The 22,385-nt window shown below is 37.9% G+C and carries 23 protein-coding genes and 3 other annotated features; of the genes, 22 read left to right on the forward strand and 1 reads right to left on the reverse strand.

Annotated features, from left to right (window positions below; translation table 11 throughout):
* The first annotated feature begins 264 nt into the window (after window positions 1–264).
* Window positions 265–870, forward strand: coding sequence for a 30S ribosomal protein S4 (gene rpsD, locus AKA01nite_RS05790; RefSeq protein WP_146924376.1), 606 nt, complete (start codon window positions 265–267; stop codon window positions 868–870).
* Between the two features lie 104 nt (window positions 871–974).
* On the opposite strand, the gene msrC is transcribed toward rpsD, so the two are convergent.
* Window positions 975–1,433, reverse strand: coding sequence for a free L-methionine (R)-S-oxide reductase MsrC (gene msrC, locus AKA01nite_RS05795; protein WP_146924377.1), 459 nt, complete (start codon window positions 1,431–1,433; stop codon window positions 975–977).
* 128 nt (window positions 1,434–1,561) lie between these two features.
* Between msrC and AKA01nite_RS05800 the strand changes: the two genes are divergently transcribed.
* The 21 genes from AKA01nite_RS05800 to AKA01nite_RS05900 all read left to right on the forward strand — a co-directional run bounded on the left by AKA01nite_RS05800 (window position 1,562) and on the right by AKA01nite_RS05900 (window position 22,117).
* Window positions 1,562–3,286 (forward strand): septation ring formation regulator EzrA, encoded by a 1,725-nt coding sequence (locus AKA01nite_RS05800; RefSeq protein WP_146924378.1) that lies wholly within the window; start codon window positions 1,562–1,564, stop codon window positions 3,284–3,286.
* A gap of 142 nt (window positions 3,287–3,428) precedes the next feature.
* The gene (locus AKA01nite_RS05805) at window positions 3,429–4,565 is read left to right on the forward strand and encodes a cysteine desulfurase family protein (RefSeq protein ID WP_146924379.1); all 1,137 of its coding nucleotides are present in this window, start codon (window positions 3,429–3,431) and stop codon (window positions 4,563–4,565) included.
* Window positions 4,566–4,577: 12 nt separating this feature from the next.
* Window positions 4,578–5,795 carry a tRNA uracil 4-sulfurtransferase ThiI gene (gene thiI, locus AKA01nite_RS05810; RefSeq protein WP_146924380.1) on the forward strand — a complete coding sequence of 406 codons (1,218 nt, stop codon included), beginning with the start codon at window positions 4,578–4,580 and terminating at the stop codon, window positions 5,793–5,795.
* Window positions 5,796–5,864: 69 nt separating this feature from the next.
* Window positions 5,865–6,368, forward strand: a complete 504-nt coding sequence (gene tpx, locus AKA01nite_RS05815) for a thiol peroxidase (protein ID WP_146924381.1) — start codon at window positions 5,865–5,867, stop codon at window positions 6,366–6,368.
* A gap of 15 nt (window positions 6,369–6,383) precedes the next feature.
* Window positions 6,384–6,606: a binding site (T-box leader), on the forward strand.
* Window positions 6,607–6,651: 45 nt separating this feature from the next.
* The gene (locus AKA01nite_RS05820; protein ID WP_371860863.1) at window positions 6,652–9,300 is read left to right on the forward strand and encodes a valine--tRNA ligase; all 2,649 of its coding nucleotides are present in this window, start codon (window positions 6,652–6,654) and stop codon (window positions 9,298–9,300) included.
* A gap of 2 nt (window positions 9,301–9,302) precedes the next feature.
* On the forward strand, window positions 9,303–9,959 hold the full coding sequence (locus AKA01nite_RS05825) for an HAD family hydrolase (RefSeq protein WP_146924383.1): 657 nt from the start codon (window positions 9,303–9,305) through the stop codon (window positions 9,957–9,959).
* Between the two features lie 62 nt (window positions 9,960–10,021).
* Window positions 10,022–10,705 (forward strand): RadC family protein, encoded by a 684-nt coding sequence (radC, locus tag AKA01nite_RS05830; RefSeq protein WP_146924384.1) that lies wholly within the window; start codon window positions 10,022–10,024, stop codon window positions 10,703–10,705.
* Between the two features lie 212 nt (window positions 10,706–10,917).
* Complete coding sequence (locus tag AKA01nite_RS05835; RefSeq protein WP_146924385.1) at window positions 10,918–11,118, forward strand: cold-shock protein; 201 nt, start codon at window positions 10,918–10,920, stop codon at window positions 11,116–11,118.
* 831 nt (window positions 11,119–11,949) lie between these two features.
* Window positions 11,950–12,960 (forward strand): rod shape-determining protein, encoded by a 1,011-nt coding sequence (locus AKA01nite_RS05840; RefSeq protein WP_146924386.1) that lies wholly within the window; start codon window positions 11,950–11,952, stop codon window positions 12,958–12,960.
* Window positions 12,961–13,121: 161 nt separating this feature from the next.
* Window positions 13,122–13,976 (forward strand): rod shape-determining protein MreC, encoded by an 855-nt coding sequence (gene mreC / locus AKA01nite_RS05845; RefSeq protein WP_146924387.1) that lies wholly within the window; start codon window positions 13,122–13,124, stop codon window positions 13,974–13,976.
* The gene (gene mreD, locus AKA01nite_RS05850) at window positions 13,976–14,542 is read left to right on the forward strand and encodes a rod shape-determining protein MreD (RefSeq protein ID WP_146924388.1); all 567 of its coding nucleotides are present in this window, start codon (window positions 13,976–13,978) and stop codon (window positions 14,540–14,542) included. Before mreC ends, mreD begins: the two co-directional genes overlap by 1 nt.
* 18 nt (window positions 14,543–14,560) lie before the next feature.
* Window positions 14,561–15,247 (forward strand): septum site-determining protein MinC, encoded by a 687-nt coding sequence (locus AKA01nite_RS05855; protein ID WP_146924389.1) that lies wholly within the window; start codon window positions 14,561–14,563, stop codon window positions 15,245–15,247.
* Window positions 15,240–16,034, forward strand: a complete 795-nt coding sequence (minD, locus tag AKA01nite_RS05860; RefSeq protein ID WP_146924390.1) for a septum site-determining protein MinD — start codon at window positions 15,240–15,242, stop codon at window positions 16,032–16,034. The genes AKA01nite_RS05855 and minD overlap by 8 nt, the downstream gene beginning before the upstream one ends.
* A 24-nt stretch (window positions 16,035–16,058) precedes the next feature.
* Window positions 16,059–16,292, forward strand: a binding site (T-box leader).
* A 110-nt stretch (window positions 16,293–16,402) separates the two neighbouring features.
* Window positions 16,403–17,197 carry an amino acid ABC transporter substrate-binding protein gene (locus AKA01nite_RS05865; protein ID WP_146924391.1) on the forward strand — a complete coding sequence of 265 codons (795 nt, stop codon included), beginning with the start codon at window positions 16,403–16,405 and terminating at the stop codon, window positions 17,195–17,197.
* Between the two features lie 48 nt (window positions 17,198–17,245).
* Window positions 17,246–17,851, forward strand: a complete 606-nt coding sequence (locus AKA01nite_RS05870; RefSeq protein ID WP_186805116.1) for an amino acid ABC transporter permease — start codon at window positions 17,246–17,248, stop codon at window positions 17,849–17,851.
* 11 nt (window positions 17,852–17,862) lie between these two features.
* Entirely contained in the window at window positions 17,863–18,507 is a 645-nt protein-coding gene (locus tag AKA01nite_RS05875; RefSeq protein WP_146924392.1) for an amino acid ABC transporter ATP-binding protein, read from the forward strand.
* Between the two features lie 102 nt (window positions 18,508–18,609).
* Window positions 18,610–18,685, forward strand: a sequence feature (ribosomal protein L21 leader region).
* A gap of 48 nt (window positions 18,686–18,733) precedes the next feature.
* The gene (rplU, locus tag AKA01nite_RS05880) at window positions 18,734–19,045 is read left to right on the forward strand and encodes a 50S ribosomal protein L21 (protein WP_146924393.1); all 312 of its coding nucleotides are present in this window, start codon (window positions 18,734–18,736) and stop codon (window positions 19,043–19,045) included.
* 22 nt (window positions 19,046–19,067) lie between these two features.
* Entirely contained in the window at window positions 19,068–19,409 is a 342-nt protein-coding gene (locus tag AKA01nite_RS05885; RefSeq protein ID WP_146924394.1) for a ribosomal-processing cysteine protease Prp, read from the forward strand.
* A gap of 16 nt (window positions 19,410–19,425) precedes the next feature.
* Entirely contained in the window at window positions 19,426–19,710 is a 285-nt protein-coding gene (gene rpmA, locus AKA01nite_RS05890) for a 50S ribosomal protein L27 (RefSeq protein ID WP_146924395.1), read from the forward strand.
* A gap of 191 nt (window positions 19,711–19,901) precedes the next feature.
* Window positions 19,902–20,909 (forward strand): class I SAM-dependent methyltransferase, encoded by a 1,008-nt coding sequence (locus AKA01nite_RS05895; RefSeq protein ID WP_146924396.1) that lies wholly within the window; start codon window positions 19,902–19,904, stop codon window positions 20,907–20,909.
* Window positions 20,910–20,926: 17 nt separating this feature from the next.
* Window positions 20,927–22,117: an acetate/propionate family kinase gene (locus tag AKA01nite_RS05900; RefSeq protein ID WP_146924397.1), complete on the forward strand. Its 1,191-nt coding sequence runs from the start codon at window positions 20,927–20,929 to the stop codon at window positions 22,115–22,117.
* The last annotated feature ends 268 nt before the right edge of the window (window positions 22,118–22,385 follow it).

Below are 22,385 nucleotides of genomic sequence, written 5' to 3' on the forward strand. Positions count from 1 at the left end.
GAATTGGATCCAGAAGGTACTTTTTATAAAAATACAAAATTATTCTTTCCTTGACTCCTTGAAACAATACTGGTATACTTGACGTTGTGTAAAATATCGCAGCAGAGAGTGGTAACCGCGTCAACAGTTTCTTGCCATATGCAATATGAGCGCAATTGTGTAACCAGCGGCTGCAAAGGTGAAGATTGAAAAGAAACTGCACGTATTACTGAGCTTTCACACGTTATTTTACTCCATATATTATAACAATGGAGGAATTTTATTATGTCAAGATATACAGGACCATCATGGAAAAAATCAAGACGTTTAGGTATTTCTTTAACAGGTACTGGTAAAGAAATCGCACGTCGTCCCTATGCACCAGGTCAACATGGACCTACTGCACGTGTTAAATTATCAGAATACGGACTTCAATTAAAAGAAAAACAAAAACTGCGTTACATGTACGGTTTAAATGAGCGTCAGTTCTTCAATCTATTTATTGAAGCAGGTAAAATTCGTGAAGGTAAACATGGTGTCAACTTCATGATCCTGCTTGAGCAGCGTTTAGATAATGTTGTTTACAGATTGGGACTTGCCACAACTCGTCGTCAAGCACGTCAGTTAGTCAATCACGGACACATTACTGTTAACGGTAAACGTGTAGATATTCCATCTTTCCGTGTATCAGTTAATGATGTCGTTGGTGTCAGAGAAAAATCTAAAGATTTGAAAATTATCAAAGAATCTGTAGAATCACTCTTTGGACGTCCTGACTTTGTTTCATTCGATGATGAAAAATTAGAAGGAACGCTTACACGTTTACCATTGCGTGAAGAAATGCCTGCTGAAATCGAAGAAGCATTTATCGTTGAGTACTACAACAGATAATAATCAATAAAATAAAAAAGCTGAGATGTTTTAATATCTCAGCTTTTTTTATGATTCAAATAGTAAAATTGGGAGATTCTCTTTTGGAAAAGGAAAAAAGAAGGTTATATACGCTCCATTAAAACGTTGGTAAATTCTTCCAGAATCAACTGATCTGCTTTAGTGAATCGATTTTTAACTGGCGCATCAATGTCCAGTACACCAATTTTCACACCATCTTTTATAAGGGGCACTACGATCTCTGACTGACTGTTTGCATCACAAGCGATGTGGCCAGGAAAAAGATCAACATCATCAACGATAAGTGTTTGTTCTTTTTCCAATGCTGTACCGCAAACCCCTGCACCTTCTGCGATTCTGATACAGGCAACTTTGCCCTGGAAAGGTCCCAGGACTAATTCTCTATCGATTTTATCCCAAAGGTAAAAGCCGGCCCAATTTATATTGGGGAAATGCTCCCATATCAAAGCAGAAGCATTGCTTAGATTTGCGATCAGATTTGTTTCTTTTCCGATAATAGCCGCAAGTTGTTTGCTGACCATGTGCTTGATTTCGTGTGACATATAGTGTTCCTTTCTTTATTAAAATTATTTATTTTGCTTGCTAGTATAACATAATTCAATTAAGTTTGATATACTGTACTAAATAACTTGAGAGCCATAAATGGCAAAGAAGCGTTGGAGGCCAAATCATGTCAGTTGAATTAATCATTACATTGAGTGTTGTCGTACTCATTTTACTCATCTATACTCTTACATATTTTATCAGAAAGAAACATTATGAAAGAATCGATGGGTTGGATAAAGTCAAAAAAGAATTGCACACTAAAATACCGGTTGAGAAAGTATCGACATTAGATAAAATGATGATAACAGGACAGTCTAAAGAAGTAGCGACTAGCGTGATGGCAGATATCGATACGATCGAAGATGAGAATTTACCATTAGTTGAATCCTATTTATTTGAGGCGGAACAGGCAACAGATCGTTATCGCTTCGGCCAATCAACAAAAATTGAAAGTCAAGCTGAGCAGTTACTTCAGAAAATTGAAGAGAATATAATAATTGCTTCAGAAAAAATAGAAGAGCTGCTTCAGAGAGAACAGGCAAACCTGAGAAAAATTGATTCCATAAAGAAGCGATATCATAAAGTTCGTAAGGAGCTGTTGGCAAAGAGTTTCACTTTCGGTGATTCCATAAATAGTCTGGAAGATAAGTTAGGCATAATGGAAGGGTTATTTATGTCTTTTTCAGATTTAACAGCTTCTGGGGATCATGAAGAAGCAAAAAAAATCGTAAATCAGTTGGATGCAAAGTTAAATGAAATGGAAAGTATGATGGCTAGTATACCTGAAATCAATAATAAAATTGAAAATGATTATAAAAAGCAGCTTCAGGAAATAAAGCAGGGGTACAATAAACTGATTGAAAAAGACTACAAATTTCCTGAATCTATAGATATTGAAAAAAAATCCGAGCAGTTAACTGAGGGAATAAATCATTTAAAAGAACTTTTAGCCCAACTTGAATTAAAGAAAATCGAGTCAGAACAAATTGAAGTTGAAAAACGAATCGATGAGTTATATGACGCAATGGAAAAAGAAATCAGCGCTAAGAGAGAATTAGCGAAACTATCTCGGAAGATGCCAAAAATCCTGTATTACCTGACAACTGAAAATAAAGAACTTGGGTTGGAACTTGACCGAATAGGCCAAAGCTACCAACTTGATCAGGGGGAGCATAAGAAATATTTAGTAATGAAAAGTATTTTAGAAGAACAAGAGACACTTATCGCCAAGGTTTCTGATAAAATCGAAAAAAACGAGATTTCCTATTCAGTAGCTTTGGAAACTCTGGAAGAATCGTTTGAAAAATTAGAAACTCTTTCACATTCTTACGAAGAATTCAGACTAAGATTGTATGCTTATCGGGAGAAAGAAAAAGAAATAAAAGAAGACGTGGAAGAGATGGAATATGCTTTGCGTGAAATGAAAAAATATATAGAGGCGCAGCATCTGCCGGGCCTACCTGATGATTATTTGGATTTATTTTTTTACACGACTGACCAGCTGGAGAAGTTATCAACTGAACTAGCCAAACACAAACTGGATTTGACTAAGGTACTGGAACTTCATTCTATGTGTGACGAAGATGTGGAGCAGCTCGCTGACAAAACGGAAGAAATCGTAGACAATGCACTGCTTACTGAATTAACCAGTCAGCGCCTTTATCGTTACAAGGAAGAACATCCTGAAGTCATAGAAACGATCAAATACAGTGAATCGCTGTTCCTCGATGATTATGACTATGAAACAGCCTTGAAGATGGTAAGAGAAAAACTCGAGTCGATTGAGCCAGGAGCTTTTGATTCGGTAAAAGACCTCTACAAGAAAGAGATGCAAAAGCAGAATGAATAACAAGAAACTCTCAGACAAAATACAAAGTCTGAGAGTTTTTTATATAAAAAACGTTATCTTTTTTACATTGCTTGAAGCCGCCGCATATTCTGCTATAATAGAAAGAGTTTGTTGGAAGAGAAGAAATAAAAGAGGTGCAGGAATGATATATTTTGATAATTCAGCGACGACCAGGACAGAAGCATCTGTCTTGGATACTTACCGAGCTGTCAATGAACAGTATTTCGGTAATCCATCAAGCTTGCATCAGCTGGGCGAACGATCCAGGCAACTTCTTGATCAGTCAAGAAAGCAAATCGCAGAACTAATGGGTGTAAACAAGGAAGAAATAGTTTTCACTAGCGGTGGAACTGAGGGAGATAACTTTGCCATTAAAGGTACTGCCATGGCTAAAAAAGGTTACGGCCGCCATATGATCACCTCGATCACAGAGCATCCTGCTGTTCTCAAAAGCATGGAACAGCTTGAGAGTATAGGATGGGATGTGACTTATCTTTCTGTAGACAAAAAAGGTAAAATAAATCTGAACGAATTAAAAACGGCTATAAGGAAAGATACGGTGCTGGTTTCTTTGATGGCTGTCAATAACGAAACGGGCAGTCTGCAGCCGTTGAAGGAAGTCAGCGAAGTGCTTGAGGATCATCCTTCTATTCATTTTCATGTGGATGCTGTCCAGGCATTGGGTAAAGTAGATTTGGATTTAAACGAATCCAGAATCGACATGGCTGTCTTTTCCGGGCACAAGTTTCATGCACCAAAAGGCACTGGTTTTATGTATGTGAGAAAAGGCAGGAAGTTATCCCCATTATTAAGTGGCGGGGGTCAGGAAAGTGGACTTAGAAATGGGACTGAAAATGTACCCGGGAATGTAGCTTTGGCAAAAGCGTTACGATTGTTGTTGAAAAATAAAAAGGCAACTAATGACAGACTGTCTAGTATGAAACAGTCATTATTGAACTATTTCAGTGAACTGGAGAAAGTGACTGTTTTTTCTCCGGAAGAGAGTGCCCCGCATATTATATCATTTGGCATAAAAAACAGCAGAGGCGAGGTGCTTGTCCATGCGCTTGAAAAAGAAGGCATTTATATATCGACGACAAGTGCTTGTTCAAGCAGGAAAAATAAAAGCGTGCACTCCATAAAAGAGATGGGGCATTCAAAAGAACAGGCAGCATCTGCCGTGCGAATAAGTTTGAGCAATATGAATACGAAAGATGAAGTGGAAATATTCAAAAAGACATTCAATAAAGTTTATGAACGATTAAAGGCAATAGAATAGCGAGGTTAAGAGTTGGAAATCACAGAATTACTAATTAGATACGGAGAGCTATCAACAAAAGGAAAAAACAAAAAAAAATTCCTGAAAAAATTATATCAAAATGTTGTCGAAAAGTTGAAAAAGTTTGATCAGGTATCAGTAGGGTACGATCGTGATCGCATGCATGTGAAATTGAATGGAGAAGATGCTGAATCAGTTATTAAAGAATTGAAAGAAGTCTTCGGCATCCAGTCTTTTTCCCCTGTGATAAGGGTGGATCGTTCGATCGAGGCTGCAAAAGAAGCAGTCATAGAATTGATCAAAAGTAGTTATACACCGGGTATGTCATTCAAAATCAATACCAGAAGATCTGATCACACTTTTCTATATGATACGAATGAGATCAATCGATTCCTAGGGACTGCTGTTGAGAAAACTTTTGATGATATTCATGTCAAAATGAAAAATCCTACTACTACTGTAAGAGTAGAAGTCAGAAAACGGGGTTTCTTTATATCTGTTGAGACCATCAAGGGCCTGGGAGGGCTGCCGGTTGGAACAGGTGGCACAGGGATGCTGATGTTATCAGGGGGGATTGATTCGCCGATAGCTGGGTATCTATCGCTTAGAAGAGGAATGAGGATCGAAGCAATCCATTTTCACAGTCCTCCGTATACTAGCCCCCAAGCTTTAAAAAAAGCAAAAGATTTGACTGAAAAACTATCACATTACGCAGACGAATTAACATTTATAGAAGTGCCTTTTACTGAAATACAAGAACAAATAAAAAAACTGATCCCTGAAGAATATTCAATGACTATCACAAGAAGAATGATGTTAAGGCTTACTGACGAAATCAGGAAAAAACGCAATGGATTAGCCATCATAAATGGAGAATCATTAGGTCAAGTAGCGTCTCAAACGCTTGAAAGTATGGCCGCAATCAATGAAGTAACGAATACTCCTGTCTTACGTCCACTTATATCCATGGATAAAACTGATATCATTAAAATCGCCGAACAGATAGACACTTATGAGTTAGCTATACAGCCTTTTGAAGACTGCTGCACGATTTTCGCATCAAATAGACCTAAAACAAAACCTCAGCTACAGAAGGTGAAAGGGTTTGAAAAAGCCCTGGATGTAGAAACATTAATGATTAATGCAATAGAGGGTATAACTATTCAAAAAATCAGTGCTGAAACAAACGAACGAATAGAAATGGAAAAAGAATTTACTTCTTTGTTATAATGTTTTAGTTGCAAAGACCTGTTCAAACAGGTTAAACTAAAGGTATATTATAAGAAAGAAGGGATAACAATGGATGTAACATTGAAAGGCGAAAAATTTCAGACAAATGGTACTGCTCCACAAGTAGGGGATAACGCTCCTTCCTTTAATCTTAAGAATTTAAATGATACCGACGTGAAATTATCCGACTATGAAGGAGAAGTGGTTATATTAAGTACCTTTCCTGATATAGAAACAAGTACATGTGCCAGACAAACCGATACATTTAATGAAAAAGGTAAAGAGTTAAGTAATACGACAGTCTTGTCTATTTCAGCAAATACAGTCAATGAGCAAGAAGAATGGGCCAAGTCTAAAGATGTCGACACAGTCCTGCTTCACGACAGTGACCGTACTTTTGCTAAAGCATACGGTCTTTACATCGAAGACATCGATAAAATCGCCCGGTCGGTTTTTGTATTAAATAGAAATGGACAAATCGTCTACAGAGAGATTGTAGAAGAAATGGCTGATGATCCAAATTATGAAAAGGCTGTAGCAGCGGCAAAAAAAGAAGAAGCTGAATTGAGTTAAATAATCTGATAATAAATACAGGCGATGATCATGAGTAGTATCAATAACATTGATCCAAGAGAATGGGTGTATGGTGGAAATCCCTGATCGATCTTTTTGAGAAGTAGCATGGGAGCTCTGGCAGTGAACGATAAAGTAGCTGCTGATGGACTGACAGAACATTAAATCTGTTTTCAAGAGATCACTGTTTACTATTCAGTGATAATTTAGGTGGTACCGCGAAGCATTCGTCCTATGAGTATAGGATGAATGCTTTTTTAATGAGAAAAAAGGAGAGATGAATTTGGAAGAATCATTAGATATGTCAAAAAAATATGAACCATCAAAAGTAGAAGAAGGACGCTATGAGAAATGGCTCGAAGAAGATTTATTCAGGCCGGATGAAAAAGGCACAGAACCTTATTCTGTCGTTATACCGCCTCCTAACGTGACAGGAAAACTCCATCTGGGACATGCTTGGGATACGACGCTTCAAGATATTATTATCCGTCAAAAAAGAATGCAGGGATATGATACCTTGTGGCTGCCGGGGATGGATCACGCCGGGATCGCCACACAGGCAAAGGTCGAGGAAAAACTTGCCCAGGATTCTATTTCTAAATATGACTTAGGCAGAGAAAAATTTCTGGAAAAAGTATGGGATTGGAAAGAAGAATACGCAGATAATATTCGTCAACAATGGTCTAAAGTAGGTGTTTCAGTTGATTATTCCAGAGAACGTTTCACTTTGGATGAAGGTCTCAATAAGGCTGTGAATAAAGTCTTCGTCGACCTGTATAACAAAGGGCTCATCTACCGCGGCGAGTATATCATCAACTGGGATCCTAAAGCCCAGACCGCTCTATCAGACATTGAAGTTGACCATAAAGATGTCAACGGTGCGTTTTACCATATCAAGTATCCGATCGTCGATGGAGAAGGTGAAGTAGAGATCGCAACTACACGCCCTGAAACGATGCTGGGAGATACAGGGGTCGCTGTTCATCCTGAAGATGAGAGATACCAGCACCTTATAGGTAAAAAAGTACTGCTGCCGTTGGTCAACAGAGAGCTCACCGTCGTAGCAGACGATTACGTGGATAGAGAATTTGGTACGGGAGTAGTCAAAATAACCCCAGCCCATGACCCTAACGATTTTGAGATCGGCAAGCGTCATGATTTGGAACAAATGAATGTGATGAATAAAGACGGCTCTATGAATGAAAATGCCGGAAACTATGCAGGAATGGATCGCTTTGAGGCACGAAAAGCACTTGTCAAAGATTTAAAAGAAGCCGGATATCTTATCAAAGTAGAAGATATGACACACAGCGTTGGTCATTCTGAACGTACAGGAGTAATCGTCGAACCAAGACTGTCTACTCAATGGTTTGTTAAAATGCAGCCGCTGGCAGAACAGGCACTGAAAAATCAGCAGACTGAAGACAAGGTGACCTTCGTTCCCGAGCGATTTGAGAAAACATTCAACAACTGGATGGAAAATGTCCACGACTGGGTCATATCCAGACAGTTATGGTGGGGACACCGCATACCAGCCTGGTACCATAAGGAAACCGGTGAATTGTTTGTTGGAGAAACAGCTCCTCAAGACAGTGAGAACTGGGAACAGGACAATGATGTTTTAGATACATGGTTCAGTTCAGCCTTGTGGCCTTTTTCGACAATGGGGTGGCCTGATCCCGATGCAGAAGACTTCAAGAAATACTTCCCGACGAGTACTTTAGTTACCGGATATGATATCATCTTTTTCTGGATCAGTCGCATGATCTTCCAGAGCCTGGAATTCACTGGAAGAGCACCATTTAAAAACGTTTTGATCCATGGACTGATACGAGATGAACAAGGCAGAAAAATGAGCAAGTCCTTGGGCAATGGTATCGATCCAATGGATGTCATCGACCAGTACGGTGCCGATGCCTTGAGATGGTTCTTATCCAATGGCTCATCTCCAGGTCAGGACGTTCGTTTCAGTTATGAAAAAATGGACGCTTCATGGAACTTTATCAATAAAATTTGGAATGCCAGCCGTTATGTAGTGATGAACCTCGGTGATTTCTCATACGATGCCATCGATTTGAGTGGAGACAAAACGATTGCGGATAAATGGATCCTGGCCCGCTTGAATCAGACGATCGAGCAAGTGACTGAGCTTTTTGAAAAGTTTGAATTTGGCGAAGCCGGGAGGAAGTTGTACACCTTTATTTGGGATGACTATTGTGACTGGTATATTGAAATGAGTAAGGAACTACTGATTCAGGGAACAGAAAAACAGAAAGTAACCACTAAATCTGTCCTTGTGTATGTTCTGGATCAGACTCTGCGCTTACTTCATCCTATTATGCCATTCGTCACTGAAGAAATCTGGGAACATATTCCTCATAAAGGAAAATCGCTGGTTACTGCCGACTACCCGGAAACAGATAGCCGATTGAAAAATCAAGAAGCGATCGATAATATGAACATGCTGATCGAACTGATCCGTTCCGTTCGAACAATCCGATTGGATGCTAAACGTCCATTATCCAAAGAGATAGATATTTTAATAAAAACCAAAGGTGAAAAAGAAAAAGAGTTTTTACGTGAGAATCATTCCTTTATTGAACGGTTCTGCAACCCGAATGATTTAGTCATTGATACTGAAATTGAAATACCCGGCGAAGTAAAATCGGCAGTTATTTCAGGGGCTGAAGTTTATATTCCTCTGGCTGGTCTAGTTGATGTCAAAGAAGAAATAAAACGATTGGAAAAAGAAAAAGAGAAGTGGCAGCAAGAAATAAATCGAGTAGAGAAAAAACTGGCTAATGATAAATTTGTAAAAAATGCACCGGAGAATATCGTTGAAGCTGAAAAAGAAAAAGGCAAAGATTACAAAGAAAAATTTGAAGCAGTAACCAATCAGATCGAAAAACTAAAAAATATTGGAGAAGGATAAACATGAATAAGGTTGTCGTTTTTGATATGGACGGTTTGATGTTTGACACTGAACCCATTTATTTCAAAGCCAATAAAAAAACTGCTAAAAGATTTGACATCCCCCTTGACTACCCTTTTTATGAAAAATATATAGGAGCAAGTGAAGCAGATTTTTTTGATGCTATGTACCAGGCTTTTCCAGAACATGATGTTAAGCAATTCACCATAGACAGTAAAAAAGACGTAGAAGATCTTTTACTTGCTGAGCTGCCTGTAATGAAAAAAGGTCTGGTGGAGCTTCTCACTTATTTAAAAGAGCAGGGTTATAAAACAGTCGTCGCTTCCAGTTCTGAACGGAAACTAGTGGAGAAATTACTCGACATAACCGGATTAAAAACTTATTTCGATGGATATATCGGAGGAGACGAAGTTGCTGAATCAAAGCCGAATCCTGAGATATTCCAAAAAGCGGTCGCCCTTGCTGGAAATAAAGAATCTGATGTGCTAGTCCTTGAAGACTCTTTGAACGGAATCCGTGCCGCCCACTCAGCTGGATATAAAGTTGTTATGATACCAGATCTTATTCAGCCTACAGAAGAAGCAGAAAAGAAAACATTAGAAATATGTGAGGATTTGGAAGAAATTCTTATCAAAATAAAAAGTGAGAATTTTTTTTAAATGACAGTATATATTGAAGAGGAGATAAAATCTTCTCTTCTTTTTTTACTGGAGGGGTTAACATGCGGAATCAAAAATTTGTCGATGTTCCAAAGCAATCAAGACCAAGAGAGCGTATGGCTGAATATGGACCTGAGGCACTGGCTAATCACGAACTGTTGGCTATCTTGCTGCGAACGGGTACCAAGGAATACAATGTGTTGCAATTAAGTATGCAGGTGTTTTCATACTTTGATGATTTATACACATTCAGAAATGCCTCGCTTGAAGAACTGTTAGGAATACCAGGGATAGGTAAGGCTAAAGCTTTTGAACTGCTCGCATCTATCGAGTTAGGGAAACGCTTAGCTAAAACTACAGTATTAAAGGAAGGAGTCGTCACATCAAGTCAGTACGTGGGGAAATTACTACTTGAAGAATTAAATGGTCTGCAGCAGGAACTGGTCGTAGGTTTATTTTTAAATACAAAAAATGAAATCATTAAAAAAGAAACTATATTCAAAGGAAGTTTGAATACCAGCGTTGCACATCCAAGGGAAATATTTAAAGCGGCTATGAAGTATTCATCGGCTCGGGTGATCATTGCACATAATCATCCTTCTGGAAATCCCGAACCATCGGAGGCCGACCTGGAGTTTACAAAACGCATGGTTGAAGTTGGAAAAATCGTTGGTATTGAACTCTTAGATCATTTTATAATCGGTGAAGAATGTTACATAAGTTTAAAAGAGTACGGTGCTATGTAAGATAACTCGGAACAAAAAGATAGCTCATATAAAATCATATAAAATTTAATAAAAAAGTTTAAATACTTGCATTAGTTGATATACCATGGTACTATAAATATAGCATTTTGTTAGGGAAAGAAAAAAGTAATGTTTGATAACATTCCGATTCGTACCTATAGCAATAATGTGAAATATTTTGTGCTTTAAGGCACGAGGAGGAAACAGTAAACATGGAAAACGGTACAGTAAAATGGTTTAACGCAGAAAAAGGATTCGGATTTATCGAGCGCGAAGGTGCAGACGATGTATTTGTACACTTCTCAGCTATCAATGAAGAAGGATTCAAATCTTTAGAAGAAGGTCAAGAAGTTACTTTCGATATCGAAGAAGGCGCTCGCGGACCTCAAGCAGCTAACGTAGAAAAAGCTTAATACTAAACTATTATAATTTTTGACCGAGTGGGATATTTATCCTGCTCGGTTTTTTCGTGGTCAAAATCACGAATTTAAGTGTTTCTTAATGTTAACTGTATATCAGTTTAAGACACGATCAGTTATTATACCGTGTCTCTTTTATGTTTTTATTTAAGAGCGATCAAAAGCTATTATTAAAATGAGCGAGTCAGCTTAAATTAACTTTCTGACAATTGAATGCTTTCTTTAGCTCACCAGTCATTAGATAACGATTTTAGTTTCTACTCGGACTATTTTATTCTTGGAGATCGTGTCAACGTCTTCTGTTAATGACTACTCCAAATATATGTCGTTTCAGTGGTAAATAGATACTGTATGTAAAGATATCTCAAAAACATTATATCCGTGAGTAGGCAAAACTATCCTGTTTTAGTGAATACTTCTGACCTTTTCAGTTGCGAGCTGACCAAAGGGTTACGAATGCAGTACACTCCTGTCAGTGAAGACATTCGAATGTTTTATACCATAAGAAAATACGAGGTTGAAAGTAGAAAGCGTCATTACTGATTTATAAAATCCCATACTTTTAAATCAGAGTATTTTTTCTAATGCTCAAACATCTGTCACTAACTGACTTTACTGCGAGTACCGTCTAGATTCAATTAGTGTGAATCAAAATAAAAAAACACTGATTTTACTGAAGAAAAATTAAAGTGACATTTCAAATATTAAATTTAAAATAAACTGCTCGTTAGATAGTGCATATTGTTGAAGAAAAAGGTACAATTATATAATGTAAGTCTACAATTAATAATTCAAGTATGTAACGTGTTGAAGGGAGATTTTTTAGTGTTCGGGTTTAGAAAAAAAGGTGTCGGTATAGATTTAGGTACCGCCAATACTAATGTATATGTAGAAGGAAAAGGTATCGTTCTAGGCGAGCCTTCCGTAGTAGCAAAAGATAAAACGAATGATGAAGTTGTTTCTGTTGGTGAAGATGCACAAAAAATGATTGGTCGTACCCCTGGCAGCATTGTCGCTTTGCGTCCTATGAAAGATGGAGTGATTGCTGACTTTGATATAACAGCCGCAATGCTTGAGTATTTTATAACCAAAGCTGTGGGAAAACGTGGGTCTAAACCCGAAGTCGTTGTATGTGTACCTGGCGGCGGAACCGAAGTTGAAAAAAGAGCAGTCATTGATGCCGCTAAAATGGCTGGCGCAAAAGATGCTTATTTAATCGAAGAACCATTTGCTGCAGCTATTGGAGCCGGTTTACCGGTGAATGAACCGACAGGCAGTATGGTAGTAGATATAGGCGGCGGAACAACAGATGTTGCCACAATATCATTGGGTGGCATCGTCAGCAGTCGGACGATCAAAATGGCAGGGGATCAAATGGATCTGTCCATTATCCAGTATATTAGAAATAAATATAACCTGTTGATTGGTGAAAGAACTGCAGAAGCTGTCAAAATGGAATTAGGCAGCGCCTCTATAGAAGCAGCTAGTGATATGGGAACGATGGATATTCGCGGAAGAGACCTCTTGACAGGCTTACCTAAAACTATTTCTATCCCAGCCAGTGATGTAGCTGAGGCTATCAGGGAAGTTATTGAAAGCATTCTGCATGCTGTTAAAGGAACACTGGAAGATACCTCGCCAGAAATTTCAGCAGATGTTATTGATCGCGGCATCGTCCTTACAGGGGGTGGAGCGATGCTGAAACACTTAAGTGATGTTATCGCTGAAGAAACAGACGTTCCGGTATTTGTAGCGAGCAACCCATTAGATTGTGTAGCCGTGGGAACTGGTGAAGCGCTGAATCATATGAATATATACAGAAAACAATCAAGGTAAATAGTTAAACTAGCGGGAAGATGTCTTCCCGCTAGTTTAATAACTTTGTAGATTCATGGCATCAAACCTGACGCTTAAGCAGCAATAATTTGATCTATCTCTACGAACTTACTGTGATCTATGGTAAAATAAGCGAAGTTAATTTATATGAGGTGTAACAATTGAACCAGTTTTTTACAAATAAAAAATTAATCGTTTTGCTTGTCAGTGTGATTTTGTTTGTCTCACTTATTTCAATTTCGATGAGAAATTCAAGCAGCATTCCTTTTATACAACAAGCATCTAATGATATCACTGCGGTTTTGGGAAGGATTTATTCAAAACCTGCCAATGCAGTTATCGGTATTTTTGATTCTATAGATAACCTGCAGGATACTTACACAGAAAATCAAAGATTGAAAGTGGAAATCGACCGTATATATGAACGTCAAGCAGAATTAAATACGCTGAAAGAGGAAAACGATCGTCTCGAAGAAGAGTTGGAATTGAAACAGTCTCTGACTGACTATCGAACGATTTCTGGAGCGGTCATTTCCAGAAATCCTGATAATTGGGTCGATCAAGTAATTATTGACCGGGGAAGTCAGGATGGCGTTTCAGTCGGTATGCCCGTAATGTCTGGGAACGGATTGATTGGTCGGATATCAGAAACAAATCCGACAAGTTCCAAAGTGGTTCTGTTAACTAATATTGAACAAACGTCAAACCAGGTTTCTTCAGAAATCATCTCCGAAGACAAAACGATTTATGGAATAATCAGTGATTACAATGAAGAAACAAATCAGTTGCTCATGTCTCAAATTACTTCAACATCTGAAATCCAAGTAGGGGAACAAGTGACGACCAGTGGTTTAGGTGGATCGATACCAAGAGGACTGGTCATAGGTGAAGTTGAAGAAGTTTCAATGGATTCATATGGGCTTGCTCAACAGGTTTATGTGAAACCTGCCGCTGACTTTGACAATATTAGATTTGTAACAATTATTCACCGCCTGGCTGAAAGTGGTGAAGAGTAGTGGCTAACTGGAAAAAAATTACTCTCCCCATTTTTCTTTTGTTTTTTACATTACTTTTAGACGGAGGATTAACTTTTTTATTTCGTGAACAGTTGAGTACTGCTGCAACATTGATTATCCCTCGTCTCGTTGTTCTTACTTTGATTATGTTTTCTTTTTACTTGGAACCTAGACAACTTTTTATATTAGCTTTTGCTTCTGGGTTTATTTATGATAGTTACTACAGCGGTGTCTTAGGCATCTATATTGCAGCGTTTATAATGATCCAGTATTTGATCGTTCAAATTCGAAAAATGATCAATCCTCACTTTTACACTATCCTATTGGTAAATATTGTTATTTTATCCTTGATGGAATTATTCGTCTTCGGAGCGTACCGGATTATTGGTTTGGCTGATATGACTCTTCAGTTATTTTTAGTGAACCGTTTAAGCGGTACCCTGATTTTTAATACAGTGGTATTTTTGATCATTGGCTATCCTTTTAGAGAGTGGATCAAAATGCTTGTCAAAGTAGATGAAAATAAAGCGGGAATGACCAAAAAAAGCAATGTATCGATTAGATAAAATTAGAGGTGGAGTAAAATGAAAGGTACAGTATCACTCAAAGGAACTCAAGAAGGCTATCAATTGATCATTCAGTCTTCAGCCTCTTTAGAAGATGCTTATGAAGAGCTGAAATCACTGACTTCCCAGATGAGAAAAGATTCTCATAACAGAAGAGAAATCAAGTTTCATGTTAAGACGGGACTTAGAGAACTTACGGATAAAGAAAAAAATATAATCATAGAAATCGTTGAAGATGATTACTTTAAAATTTCCTCATTTGAATCAGACGTCATAACTAGAGAAAAATGTGTAAGGTGGCAAAAGGAAGCAAGTCCAACTTTGGAAGTAAGGACAGTCAGAAGCGGACAGATGGTCGAAGCTGAAGGAGACATGCTGCTTATAGGTGTCGTTCATCCGGGAGGGATCGTGCGTGCATCCGGAAGCATATACATTATCGGTGAACTGAAAGGGACAGCCCATGCAGGTGTGAATGGTAAAGAATCGGCTGTTGTAGTAGCAAATTTCCGGTACAATGCTCAGGTTCGAATAGGGGACAACGTTCATGTCATAGAAAAAAAAGACCGTCAAATAGACGAAGAAGCGGATACAACAGAGTTTGTATATGTTAATGATTTACATATCATTGAAGTATCTAAGTTGGAGGAGTTAAAAGCTCTCCGGCCTGAATTAGATAATTATGCAGGAGGTATTTATAATGGGTAAAGCCATCGTTATAACATCAGGTAAAGGTGGAGTAGGTAAAACCACGTCTACAGCAAATATTGGAACAGCTCTGGCTCTGCAGGGAAAAAAAGTCTGTCTTGTAGATATGGATATCGGCTTGAGAAATCTCGATGTCATTTTAGGACTGGAAAATAGAATCATCTACGACATTATAGATGTCGTGGAAGGCAGAGCTAAACTTCATCAGGCCTTGATAAAAGATAAACGATTCAATGACCAGTTGTTTCTTTTACCTGCTGCTCAGCATGCAGATAAAAATGCAATCAATGAAATACAGATGGTGGATTTGGTCGAAGAATTGAAAAATGATTTTGAATATATTCTCATAGACTGTCCTGCCGGGATCGAACAAGGCTTTAAAAATTCGATTGCTGCTGCTGACGATGCCATATTGATTACCACACCAGAAATTTCTGCTATCCGAGATGCTGACAGAATCATTGGGCTTATTGAACAAACACCGATAAAAGCTCCACAACTTGTCATCAATCGTATCCGTAAAGGAATGATGGAAGCTGGAGACGTTATGGATGTTGAGGAAATCACACGTCACCTATCGATAAAGCTACTCGGAATTATTTATGAAGATGACGAAGTTGTACGTGCATCAAACAGAGGGAACCCTGTCGTACTGGATCCAGATCACCCATCCTCTCAAGGGTACCGTAATATTTCAAGACGCATTCTAGGCGATACCGTACCTTTAATGACATTAAAAGAAGAAAAAGTGAGTTTTTGGAAAAAAATATTTGGCTTTGGAAAATAAGTATGCTATGATATGAAAACAATAAATTTAGCAATGATGAGTAAAAGTAAAAGCAATCCCTTTTCAGAGAGGTTACAGTTGGTGAGAGTAACTAAAGGAGACCTTTGAAAACACATCTCTAAGCTTAAAGCTGAACTCGAGTAGGCTTGAACGGATGCACCCGTTATCGTGCCGGCGTTTAGTAGTTTTGAACGTGCTGAGCCAACATTTTTTGTGTTGCGAACAAAGGTGGGCCCACGATATTTAATCGTCCTTTAATCTTCTTTTACGAGAGGATTAAAGGGCGTTTTTTGTTTTATATAGGGACTGCAGCCTTATATAATTCACCAGTGAAAAATGATTTTATAAAATATCAGGAGGAAATAAAGATGAAAAACACAAAAATGTTATTAATGGGATTAGTCATATCAGGGATGGTTTTGACCGGTTGTCAATCAAATGAAGCAGCAGATAATACAGGCGAAAGTGAAAGTAAAAGCGAGTACGTTATTGGTCTTGATGATACTTTTGCACCTATGGGATTCAGAAATAATGAGGGAGACCTAGTAGGGTTTGATGTCGACTTAGCTAATGCCGTAGCAGACGATTTAGGTTATTCCCTCAGCTTTCAACCAATCGATTGGGCCTTGAAAGAAACAGAATTAAATGCGGGCAATATTGATATGATCTGGAATGGATATACAATCACGGAAGAGCGCTCAGAAAAAGTTGATTTCAGTACACCTTATCTAAAAAACAGCCAGATGATTGTGACTTTAGAAGGAAACGATATTGATTCAAAAGAAGATTTGGCAGGGAAAAAAGTTGCTGCCCAGCAGTCTTCAAGCGCAGTCAATGCCATAGAGGATGATCCTTCAAATATACTGGAAGAATTCAACAACGGAGAAGTTGTACAGTTCCCTACAAATAATGATGTTTTCAATGATTTGATCTCTGGTCGAAGTGAAGCGATCGTTGTTGATGAAACACTTGGAAGATATTACATGTCTCAAAACGCATCTCCTGAATACAAGGTTTTAGAGGATGACTTCGAGAAAGAAGAGTATGCCGTAGGATTTAGACAAGAAGACGATGAATTAAGAGAAGAGTTCAATCGTTCGCTTGAAAAAGTCATGGAAGAAGATACTTACGATAATATTTATAAAACGTGGTTTAAAGATTAAAAGTAAGCGATAGGAGTGTACATTATGTTATAGTCAGCATTACCGTCAATTGTTGGAGGCCTTGAATTAACATTGAAGTTATTTGGACTAGTCCTGGCATTATCCCTGCCACTTGGTCTTATAGTCGCCGTTGTAAAGGTTTATGGACCAACTGTTGTTCAATGGTTCATCACATTATACATCTATGTGATGCGGGGGACACCTCTGCTTCTCCAATTAATGTTTGTTTTTTTCGGTCTTCCTTATATTGGTATAACACTTGACCGCTTTCCAGCAGCAGTATTTGCCTTTGTTTTAAATTATGCAGCATACTTCGCAGAAATTTTCAGAGGTGGCATGGTAGGAGTGCCGGCTGGCCAATTTGAAGCAATGAAAGTCCTTAGGATCGATCATTTTAAGGGGTACCGCAAAGTGATCTTTCCTCAAGTTTTAAAAACGACACTGCCAAGTATAGGCAATGAGGTCCTCGCTTTAGTTAAGGATACCTCTCTTGTTTATATATTAGGATTAGGAGAAGTACTGAGGGCGGGGCAGATCGCTGCTAACAGATATGCTTCGCTCATCCCTTTTATATTCGTGGGGGTTTTATATCTGATTGTTACTGGTGTTCTTTCGTATATGCTGAATAAAATCGAAAAACGGTATCAAAGATAAGGAGTGGGAAGATGCTGGTCATTGACCGATTAGGGAAACAGATGAATGGAACAGATTTGATCAAAGATTTTTCATTAAAAGTGAAAAGAAAAGAAATCGTATCGATCGTAGGTGAATCAGGTTCAGGAAAGACGACCTTTATACGCTTGCTTAATCAATTGGAAAAACCGGATGAAGGACAGATCAAGCTGGATAATGACCATCTATTTACCGACCAGCGAAGCAATAAGAGCGCATCGACAAAAATAGGGATGGTCTTCCAGGATTTTCAGCTTTTTCCTAATCTGACAGTTAAAGAGAACTGTATGCTGAGCCCATTGCTTAATAAAACTCTCAGTAAAAAAGAAGCCGAACTTAAAGTGAATGATTTATTGGGAAAGCTGGATATTTCTGACAAGCGGGATGCTTATCCTGATGAGCTTTCGGGAGGACAGAAACAGCGTGTGGCTATAGCTCGGTCACTTATGCTGGAACCACAAATTTTATGTCTGGACGAGCCTACTTCTGCACTAGATTATGAAACAGCTGATCGGTTCGGAGAACTTTTAAAATCGATTATTAAAAATAACGTTGGTATTATAATGATTACGCATGATTTAAGATTTGCTGAGAAATTCAGCGATCGTATCATTTCGTTACAACAGTTTTTGAATTAGTATCTCCTTTTAGAAATAGAAGATTTTTTCAATTTTTTCCTGGTTTCAGATTGACTAAAAGACCTTGATTTGCTATGATAGTAATGTTGTAAATGTGTAGCACCACAACTACAACCGCTCGTATATAAGTTTTTAAAGTAAAATATTACTACTTATAACGGCGAGTCTAAGTGCTTAAGAATAAAACAAAACGTTTTATTCATTAACTAAAGGAGGTGCAGCAAACATGTACGCAATTATTAAAACAGGTGGAAAACAGTTCAAAGTCGAAGAAGGCCAGGAGATTTTCGTAGAGAAATTGGACGGAGAAACTGGAGACTCAGTGACTTTTGATGAAGTTTTGTTTGTTGGAGGAGATAATACTGTCGTAGGAAATCCCTTCATCAAAGACGCAACTGTCGAAGGCGAAATTTTAAAACAAGGTCGCGCTAAAAAAGTGACTACTTATAAATACCGTCGCAGAAAAGATTCTCACAACAAAAAAGGACACCGTCAACCTTATACAAAGGTTTCTATCACATCAATAAAATCAAATTAATCTTTGAGAAGAGGAAACTGGAATGATAGCTATACAATTTCGCAGTAAAGGGTCAACGATCAGGTCAGTTAAAATAACTGGTCACGCTGACGCTGGACCGTACGGCTATGATATTGTGTGTGCTGCTGTTTCAGCTTTAAGTATCGGAACCGTAAATAGTCTGTCAGAAATAGCTGAGATACCTTTAGAGGTTATTTCTGCTGAAGATTCTGGTGGCTATCTGGAATTTAAAATTCCTTCTGGTATAACTCAAAAACAATTGGATACAAGCCAGATACTCCTGCAAAGTCTTCAATTATCTTTAAATAGTATACAGGAAGAATACAGAGAGTATGTGAAAATTAATTCTCTAAAAGAGAAGTAATGGAGGTGCATTGAACATGTTGAAAATGAATTTACAATTTTTTGCTACTAAAAAAGGTGGCGGTTCAACAACTAATGGTCGTGATTCACAGTCAAAACGTTTAGGAGCTAAACGTGGAGATGGACAAGTTGTTTCAGGTGGATCTATTTTATTCCGTCAAAGAGGAACAAAAATACATCCTGGCGAAAACGTAGGTCGAGGTGGAGACGATACATTATTTGCTAAAGTTGACGGTATTGTCCGTTTTGAACGTAAAGGAAAAAACAAAAAGCAAGTGTCTGTTTATCCTGTAGCAAATTAATTATCATATAATTTGGAATCATAAATCTTAAGGATTTTGATTCCTTTTTTTCTATCGTCATAACAATTATTATAAAGCGATGAGTTGTACATAAAATCGTTTTCCTGGTTTTATGAGAGTCATAGGGATGTCTGTGAACCATTTTCAGCTTTATATGGGTGCAACTGGAAAAAGTAGAAGGGGTTGTTGCAGTGGATTTAACGAAAGTAGAAAAATTTTACACTGTGTTACTTGAATCAACAAACCTTCTAAAAGAAGAATTAGATACTTCTTTCATAGAAGCGTTTATTGAATCTGGAGAAAATATATTGGACAACGGTACGATACAAGTAGAAAATAATGTACCGCTGCCAGAAACAAGAGAAAAGTTGAAAAAGTTATATGAATCGATAGCAATCGAAGAATTATCTCTGGAAGAAAAGAAAAAATCTGTACAGATGATACTGATCAATATGGTAAAAGAAGATCAGATGCAAATGAATCATCAGCCGACACCAGATGGGATAGGCGTGATACTATCGCATTTTATCGACCTGTTTTTTGAAAAAGACACCTCTCTACACCTGGCTGATTTGTCAGTTGGGAGCGGGAACTTGCTCTATACAATATTTACAACACTTTCTTCAGATACAGATGACATAAAATTAACTGGAGTGGAGAATGATGAGCTGCTTATTGCACTAGCCTCGACTCTTTCTGCCCTTTTAAATATACCTATAGAACTGATGCATCAAGATGCTTTGCAGCCTCTACTTTTAAACCCAGTTGATTTGGTGGTTTCAGACCTTCCAGTAGGATATTATCCAAAGCAAGTAAACGAAGACCAATTTGACACGGCGTTTGAAGAAGGGCTTTCTTACAGTCATTATTTGCTCATGGAACAAGGGTTCAACTACTTGAAAGATGAGGGTTATGCTTTTTATGTCTTGCCAACAAGTGTATTTGAGGCTTCAGAAGTAAAAGGTTTATTGAGGTATATTCACAGTGTAGGCCATGTACAGGCAATCGTTCATATGCCACTGGAATGGTTCAGCTCAGAAAAATCAAGAAAATCATTGTTAATTGTACAGAAAAAAGGCGAAGAGAGTAAACAGGCTTCTGAAGTCCTAGTTGCTGATGTTCCAAGTGTCAAAGATAAAAAAGCCTTCAATGCTTTCCTTTTAGAAATAAAACAATGGAAAGAAAAACAATCGATCTAGAATAAGGAGTGACTAATATGTCAAAAACTATCGCAATCAATGCAGGAAGTTCAAGTTTGAAATGGAAATTATTCACAATGCCTGAGGAAAGCGTCCTTGCTTCAGGAATCGTTGAGCGTATTGGATTGAACGATTCAATATTTACAATCAAATATAACGACGGGGAAAAATATGAAGAAATTGTTGATATTGATGATCATGAAATAGCTGTTGAAATGCTATTGAAACAGTTGACAGAATTAGGTATCATCAATGACTTCAACGAAATAACAGGTGTTGGTCACCGGGTCGTAGCCGGAGGAGAAATTTTTCAAGACTCTGCGCTTGTAACGGATGAAGTAATCGAACAAATTGAAAGTCTATCTGAATTTGCACCTTTGCATAACCCTGCTAACGCTACCGGAATAAAAGCGTTCAGAAAAATTTTACCTGATATCACTAGCGTAGCTGTTTTTGATACATCCTTCCACCAGACAATGCCTAAAGTAAACTATTTGTACAGCATTCCCTTAGAATATTACGAAAAGTATAATGCGCGTAAATATGGTGCTCATGGAACAAGCCATAAATATGTTGCTTTTAGAGCAGCTGAAATGCTCGAAAAACCGATCGAAGATTTAAAAATCATTACTTGTCATCTTGGTAATGGTGCTTCTATTACAGCGGTAGATGGTGGAGAATCAATCGATACGTCTATGGGATTCACTCCATTAGCAGGTGTAACAATGGGGACGCGTTCTGGAGACATCGATGCTTCACTGCTGCCATTCTTGATGGAAAAAGAAGGAATCGAATCGATCAATGATATGATTTACATCCTTAACAATAAATCAGGGCTGAAAGGACTCTCAGGTATATCAAGTGACATGAGAGATCTTGAAGATGCTGAAGATACTAATGAACGTGCAGCCTTGGCCTTACGCATTTTCGAAGATAGAGTAGTGAAATACATCGGATCGTATGCAGCAGCGATGAATGGTGTGGATGCCATCGTATTTACTGCAGGTATTGGTGAGAACGGTACTGAAACGCGTAAGAATATTATCGATCGAGTAACCTTCCTTGGTGCAAATATCGATGAAGAAAAAAATAACGTTAGAGGTAAAGAAAGAATAATCTCTACAGAAGATTCTAAAGTAAGTGTTTTATTAGTACCGACGGACGAAGAAGTCATGATTGCTCGAGATGTTCAGAAATTCAGTAAATAAACTTTCAGTTAAGTCATTTACTTTTAAGCGTATCATTTAATTTATGAGACGACATCTTTTGATTACTGAAAAGACAATACTACTAAAAAAACAGCTGGCTTTCGTTCTATTAAACGAAAACCAGCTGAATTTTTTTATAGTAAATAAAATTATAGTATTTGACAGAGCTATTTTTTAAAAAAAATCGATTTTTTAAGAGGTACTGAAAAAACACTCTGGCTTTTATAAAAGTGCAGACTCAGCATAGAGATTACCGGTGAGTTCGACA

This window comes from Alkalibacterium kapii (assembly GCF_007988865.1).
In the GTDB taxonomy this organism is placed as follows: domain Bacteria; phylum Bacillota; class Bacilli; order Lactobacillales; family Carnobacteriaceae_A; genus Alkalibacterium; species Alkalibacterium kapii.

Coding starts and splice junctions, on each gene's coding strand:
- rpsD (WP_146924376.1), top strand. CDS start 265: ATGTCAAGATATACAGGACCATCATGGAAAAAATCAAGACGTTTAGGT.
- msrC (WP_146924377.1), bottom strand. CDS start 1,433: ATGTCACACGAAATCAAGCACATGGTCAGCAAACAACTTGCGGCTATT.
- AKA01nite_RS05800 (WP_146924378.1), top strand. CDS start 1,562: ATGTCAGTTGAATTAATCATTACATTGAGTGTTGTCGTACTCATTTTA.
- AKA01nite_RS05805 (WP_146924379.1), top strand. CDS start 3,429: ATGATATATTTTGATAATTCAGCGACGACCAGGACAGAAGCATCTGTC.
- tpx (WP_146924381.1), top strand. CDS start 5,865: ATGGATGTAACATTGAAAGGCGAAAAATTTCAGACAAATGGTACTGCT.
- AKA01nite_RS05825 (WP_146924383.1), top strand. CDS start 9,303: ATGAATAAGGTTGTCGTTTTTGATATGGACGGTTTGATGTTTGACACT.
- radC (WP_146924384.1), top strand. CDS start 10,022: ATGCGGAATCAAAAATTTGTCGATGTTCCAAAGCAATCAAGACCAAGA.
- AKA01nite_RS05835 (WP_146924385.1), top strand. CDS start 10,918: ATGGAAAACGGTACAGTAAAATGGTTTAACGCAGAAAAAGGATTCGGA.
- AKA01nite_RS05855 (WP_146924389.1), top strand. CDS start 14,561: ATGAAAGGTACAGTATCACTCAAAGGAACTCAAGAAGGCTATCAATTG.
- minD (WP_146924390.1), top strand. CDS start 15,240: ATGGGTAAAGCCATCGTTATAACATCAGGTAAAGGTGGAGTAGGTAAA.
- AKA01nite_RS05865 (WP_146924391.1), top strand. CDS start 16,403: ATGAAAAACACAAAAATGTTATTAATGGGATTAGTCATATCAGGGATG.
- AKA01nite_RS05875 (WP_146924392.1), top strand. CDS start 17,863: ATGCTGGTCATTGACCGATTAGGGAAACAGATGAATGGAACAGATTTG.
- rplU (WP_146924393.1), top strand. CDS start 18,734: ATGTACGCAATTATTAAAACAGGTGGAAAACAGTTCAAAGTCGAAGAA.
- AKA01nite_RS05885 (WP_146924394.1), top strand. CDS start 19,068: ATGATAGCTATACAATTTCGCAGTAAAGGGTCAACGATCAGGTCAGTT.
- rpmA (WP_146924395.1), top strand. CDS start 19,426: ATGTTGAAAATGAATTTACAATTTTTTGCTACTAAAAAAGGTGGCGGT.
- AKA01nite_RS05900 (WP_146924397.1), top strand. CDS start 20,927: ATGTCAAAAACTATCGCAATCAATGCAGGAAGTTCAAGTTTGAAATGG.